This is a genomic window from Desulfonatronospira sp. (assembly GCA_003563255.1).
In the GTDB taxonomy this organism is placed as follows: Bacteria; Desulfobacterota; Desulfovibrionia; order Desulfovibrionales; family Desulfonatronovibrionaceae; genus Desulfonatronospira.
In genome coordinates, this window is sequence record PWSL01000346.1 from 1 (window position 1) to 3,128 (window position 3,128).

At 47.8% G+C, this 3,128-nt stretch carries 3 protein-coding genes; all 3 read left to right on the forward strand.

The features are described 5' to 3' along the window. Nucleotides 1-520: 520 nt before the first annotated feature. Genes QZP87_RS10015 through QZP87_RS10025 form a run of 3 tightly spaced genes read left to right on the forward strand, consistent with a single transcriptional unit; the run spans nucleotide 521 to nucleotide 2,807 of the window. On the forward strand, nucleotides 521-1,159 hold the full coding sequence (locus QZP87_RS10015) for a cobalamin-dependent protein (RefSeq protein WP_291322780.1): 639 nt from the start codon (nucleotides 521-523) through the stop codon (nucleotides 1,157-1,159). Further along, a complete protein-coding gene (locus QZP87_RS10020; protein WP_291322781.1) occupies nucleotides 1,152-2,294 on the forward strand; it encodes a HAMP domain-containing sensor histidine kinase in 1,143 nt (380 codons plus the stop codon). The genes QZP87_RS10015 and QZP87_RS10020 overlap by 8 nt, the downstream gene beginning before the upstream one ends. A 36-nt stretch (nucleotides 2,295-2,330) precedes the next feature. After that, nucleotides 2,331-2,807: a hypothetical protein gene (locus tag QZP87_RS10025; protein WP_291322782.1), complete on the forward strand. Its 477-nt coding sequence runs from the start codon at nucleotides 2,331-2,333 to the stop codon at nucleotides 2,805-2,807. The last annotated feature ends 321 nt before the right edge of the window (nucleotides 2,808-3,128 follow it).

The window sequence follows — 3,128 nt, forward strand, 5'->3', positions numbered from 1 at the left end:
AAACCCTGCTTTGCAGGAAATCCTTCGGATTTGTTTAACCGGGCAGGCAGGATTAAGAGATGGATTAAGAGAAAAATATTTTTGTCCTGGCTCCCAGTTTAATGCCCTTCGGGCTTGCTCTACGAGCAATTAAATCACGCCACAGGCGTGACAGGCGGAAGCCAGGCCAAAAGGTAATCCTGTCAATCTATGCCTGCCACGTGTCTTTGGCGTGGTTAATCCTGTCTAAGTTTAATGATTATGCAGCTTCACAAAATTTCGAGTCTGTACTTTTTGTATTTATGCAGGAAAAGGTATCTGTTTATCGCTTTGCATGTGGCATGGGGACTGGCTCTCCCCGCACTTATTTTTCAGTAATGATCTTCACATCAGCTAAAAATAAGTGCGGGGTTGCCTGTCCCCTGCTTTCCTTAAAAGCGCTAAACAGATACAGGAAAAGAATCTTTTGCTGTGCCTGGAGATTAATGAACACGAACAAATTTCTGCATGACCTGTAACCATGTTGATGGTCGGTAAAACCATGATAAACAGTGAATTATACAATAACTATCTGCAGGCCCTTCTCCAGGGCAACAGAATGGAGTGCACAAAGATAGTCAAGGACCTGCTTGACAGGGATGTGACAATTTACGATCTTTACCTGGATCTCTTTCAGACTTCCCTTTACGAGGTGGGTTATCTGTGGGAGACCAACCGTATCTCAGTGGCTACAGAACATATGGCCACCTCAATCACAGAAAGTCTGCTGAGCCTGGCCTATCCCAAAATTTTTTCCGCCCAGCATGTCGGTAAAAAAGCCGTGGTGTCCTGCCTGGTCAACGAGTACCACCAGATAGGGGGCAAAATGGTGGCAGACATTTTTGAGATCAATGGGTGGGATGGCTATTTTCTAGGGGCTAACACTCCTGTTCAGGACCTCCTGGGTATTGTCCGGAACAAGCAGCCGGAGATTGTGGCGCTTTCCATGAGCCTATTCTTCAACATTGACTACCTGCACAATATTTTGCAGCAGTTGGAAAGTGAACTTCCCGGTCAGCAGGTTATAGTAGGGGGGCAGGCCTTCCGCTGGGGAGGAACGGATATCCAGGATCAGTACTCCAATGTAAAATATATCTCTTCAATCAAAGAACTTGAAAAAATGCTGCATGAATATGAATAACGACATGATCCCTGATTTTGCGGGTAAGACCCTGAATGATTATCTCGCTGAATACGCGGCCCTGATTCTCTTAACCCTGGATTGGGACGGTCGAATCCGGCAGGCCAACAGGTTTACGCACAACCTGGTGGGCAAGGATGTCACGGGCAGTTACCTGAGCGAGGTGATAGTGGATTTCACAGGTTCCTTTGACCTGCGAACCGCTTTGCAACAGGGCGACAGACAGCACCTTTTCAATGTAAATTCTCATACCGGTCTGCCCCAGACTTTTTATTTCCGCTTTATGGAGCAGGAAGGAAAAATCCTGGCTGTAGGTGAGCTCAATCTTCAGGAAACAGAGGATCTGCGCAAGAACCTGGTACAACTCAATAATGAGTTCAGCAACTTAAACAGGGAACTTCAGAAAAAGAATACAGAGCTGACCAAGTTGAATGAGCTCAAGAACCACTTCCTGGGCATGGCGGCCCACGACCTGCGCAACCCCCTGGGAGCCATCCGCAATCTGAGCGAGTTTTTGCTGGAAGAAGCCAGTGACAGTTTAAGTGCTGAATACATCCAGTTTCTGGAGATTATCCACAGCTCAAGTAATTTCATGCTTTCCCTGCTTGACCAGCTGCTGGATATCGCCCGTATCGAAGCCGGTAAGCTGGAACTGGATTATCAGTCCACTGACCTCATCTCTCTCATCAAATCCAGTGTGGATATAAACAAGATCCTGGCTGAAAAGAAAAAAGTCCAGATCAGGCTGGAGCATTTCGAAGCCATTCCTTTTGTGGAACTGGACTCCATGAAGATTGAACAGGTGATGCACAACCTGCTGTCCAACGCCGTCAAGTTTTCTCCGGAAGGGGGCCTGATCAAGGTGCACGTGTTTTTGAGCGGAAATCATGTAACAGTTTCCGTTACGGACAAAGGGCCGGGCATTCCGGAAGAAGACATCCAGAAGCTTTACCAGCCTTTTGCCAAAACCAGCGTCAAGGCCCCTGGCGGGGAGAAGAGCACAGGTCTTGGCCTGGCCATAGTGCACAAGATCATTCTGGGACATATGGGCAAGATCTGGGTGGAAAGCAAGGTAGACCATGGCACCACCTTTTTTTTCAGCCTGCCTTTGAAAGCCGGGGGAAAGGCTCTTTAATGCGGCCCCGTACATTTGAAACAAGGAATATACCAGATGAACAGACAGGAACTGATACAAAAGGCCTCTGAAATCAAGGCTCCTTCGGCGCAGACCGCCAGTGAATTTCAGGAAGCCGTCCCTCAGATTGTGGCCGAATTAAACCAGATCATGTGTTCCAGATCAGATTTGGAAAAACTCACAGGGGTGAACAGCCGGGAAATGATGCTGGACAACCACAATAATCATGCCCGGTTCTTATCCGCCCTGCTTGTGAACTACAGACCCGAGGTCCTTGTGGATACCGTTTTCTGGGTCTTGAGAACTTACCAGGCTCACGGATTTCAGCCCGCATACTGGCCTGCCCAGCTTAACGCCTGGATACAGCTTCTTCAAAAGCACTTGAGTCCGGGGGCTTATGAAGAGATAAGCCAGATTTACAATTTCATAATAGTAAACCTGGCCTACCTTGACAGTAACCATTCAGGGGGGGCGGATACCGGCCCGGGGACAGTCCCCGCGACATTTTTCTGAATGCTTACCCTTGACAGTGCAAGCACTGGGGAGAAATTGCCAAGGCTGTTCAGAGGATTATCACTACAGAAAAGCTGATTTGCTTGACGCTTGGCACAAATTTCTAAACAACATCCTGTTTCATTTTCAAAGAAAGCCAAGAGGTTTTGCCCACGGAACACACGGAAGGACACGGATGTTTTTTTCTTATCGTTTCCACTCTCTGCGTGGGAGCGTATCTGGATCCAGCACTCACTTTTGGCAATGGAGAAATACCAGAAAAAATAGTATTCAAAAGTGAGTGCTGGATCATTGGTGGACGCGGAGCGTCCGGAAGATGTT

Excerpts from the sequence above, each read along its gene's own strand:
- QZP87_RS10025 (WP_291322782.1), top strand. The coding sequence starts at position 2,331 with ATGAACAGACAGGAACTGATACAAAAGGCCTCTGAAATCAAGGCTCCT.
- QZP87_RS10015 (WP_291322780.1), top strand. The coding sequence starts at position 521 with ATGATAAACAGTGAATTATACAATAACTATCTGCAGGCCCTTCTCCAG.
- QZP87_RS10020 (WP_291322781.1), top strand. The coding sequence starts at position 1,152 with ATGAATAACGACATGATCCCTGATTTTGCGGGTAAGACCCTGAATGAT.